Annotated in this window: 1 protein-coding gene; it reads left to right on the forward strand. The window is 58.7% G+C overall.

What is annotated here, in order from left to right:
• Positions 1-242: 242 nt before the first annotated feature.
• On the forward strand, positions 243-2,162 hold the full coding sequence (locus B3187_RS17075; protein WP_286807684.1) for a polysaccharide biosynthesis protein: 1,920 nt from the start codon (positions 243-245) through the stop codon (positions 2,160-2,162).
• Positions 2,163-2,192: the final 30 nt, after the last annotated feature.

Genomic DNA, 2,192 nt, shown 5'->3' on the forward strand with positions numbered 1-2,192 from the left:
TAGGGCGGATAAGCGAAGCGCATCCGCCGTAACCCAACCCGAATCAACCTCCGCATCCGCCGTAAATACCCGTGATTCCCACCATTTGGCACCCAAATTGCTTCACTAAACCTAACCCCAAAAACCGTAAGGTTTTCGTAACAATTGCCCCGATTTTGCGCTATACTCCAGCGGTTATTGCCCCATGAAGGAGCACAATCGGCCAGAGGCAAGATTCGGTCAATCAATGGAGTTAGAGGTCTATGCTGGAAGCCCTGTTTGAGTCCTCCCGGACCACCAAACGCATTATTTCACTGATTTACGACACCGTCGCTATTGTTACCGCCTTCTACGCCGCCGCCTTCCTGCGGCTCGGCACCTTTAACTCCCAGTTTCTCGATAAAGACGTCACCGTCATCGCCATCACCCTGGTGGTGAGTCTCGCCGTCTTTATCCGCATGGGCATGTACCGCGCCATCCTGCGCTACATGAGCACACCGGCCATGCTGACCATTGTTGGCTGCGTGTTTATTTCCGCACTGGTCCTGGCCACGTCCAGCTTTCTGACCCAGTCCCGACTGCCCCGCTCCATTCCGTTCATCTACCTGACCATCGCCCTGCTGCTCATTGGCGCCCCGCGCCTGATGGTGCGCAGCGTCATCATGATGCTCAACCGACGCAGTGTGGACCTGAAAGAGCCGGTGATCGTCTACGGCGCCGGCTATACCGGCCACCAGCTCACCCTGGCGCTGCAGGGCTCCCAGTACAAGCCCGTCGCTTTTGTGGATGACAATCCGGCGCTACACCGCACCGTGGTGGCCAACATCAAGGTCTACAGCCCGAAAATGATTGAGGCCCTGATCCGCACTCACCGGGTCAGTAAAGTCCTGCTCGCGCTGGGCAGCACGCCCAACTCCCGTCGGGCCCAGGTGATCAAACGTCTGGAGTCCCTCGCTATTTCGGTCCAGACCGTGCCAGCCATTCCGGATATTCTGAGTGGCAAGGCCCGCATCGAACACATCAAGGACGTGGAGATTGAAGACCTGCTGGGGCGCGACCCGGTCTCTTCCCAGCCAGAGCTCATGGCCGCCAACATTACCGACAAAGTGGTCATGGTCACCGGTGCCGGCGGTTCCATCGGTAGCGAGCTGTGTCGCCAGATCATCCAGCACCGCCCCCGCGCCATCGTGCTGTTCGAACTGAACGAGTTCAGCCTCTACCAGATCGAACGCGAGCTGCAGGAAACCCCCGAATTCCGCACAAATCACATCAACCTGTACAGCATTCTGGGCTCCGTCCAGAAAGAACACCGGGTGGAAACCATCATGCGCAGCTTTGGTGTGCAGACGGTCTACCACGCCGCCGCCTACAAGCATGTCCCGCTGGTGGAACACAATATCGTCGAGGGCGTGCGCAACAACGTCTACGGCACCTGGTACACCGCCGAGGCCGCCATTCGCGCCGGGGTGGAATCCTTCGTGCTGGTCTCCACCGACAAGGCCGTACGCCCCACCAACATCATGGGCGCTTCCAAGCGACTGGCAGAACTGGTACTGCAGGGCCTGGCAAAACGCCAGAACCACACCATCTTCAGCATGGTCCGTTTCGGTAACGTGCTAGGCTCTTCTGGCTCAGTGGTACCGTTATTCCGGGAACAGATCAAGAACGGTGGGCCGGTGACCGTTACCCACCCGGAGATGGTCCGTTACTTCATGACCATCCCCGAAGCCGCCAAACTGGTGATTCAGGCAGGCGCCATCGGTACCGGTGGCGACGTGTTCGTACTGGATATGGGCGAGCCGGTGAAAATCGTGGACCTCGCCACCCGGATGATTCACCTCTCGGGCCTGGAAATCAAAGACGAAGACCGCCCCAACGGCGATATAGAAATCGAATTTACCGGCCTGCGTCCAGGCGAGAAGCTGTACGAAGAACTGCTGATCGGCAGCAACGTCTCCGGCACCCAACACCCCGGCATCCTGCGCGCCGAAGAGCATCACCTGAGCTGGGAAGAAACCAAAAACCTTCTGGACGACCTCGACGTGGCCTGCCACGCCTACCAGTGCGACCGCGTGAAACAGCTACTGGTGGAAGCGCCCACGGATTACAAAGCCAGCATGTTGATCAGCGATTCGGTGTGGCGGCAGAAGCAGAATACCGGGAAGTTGCGGGTGGTTAACTGACAGCTCAGTGACGGCGGATGCGCCTTCGGC

Source organism: Marinimicrobium sp. UBA4209 (assembly GCF_002381585.1).
Lineage (GTDB): Bacteria > Pseudomonadota > Gammaproteobacteria > Pseudomonadales > Cellvibrionaceae > Marinimicrobium > Marinimicrobium koreense.

What these genes read in the sequence shown, in the direction of transcription:
- B3187_RS17075 (WP_286807684.1), top strand. Translation starts at nt 243, where the DNA reads ATGCTGGAAGCCCTGTTTGAGTCCTCCCGGACCACCAAACGCATTATT.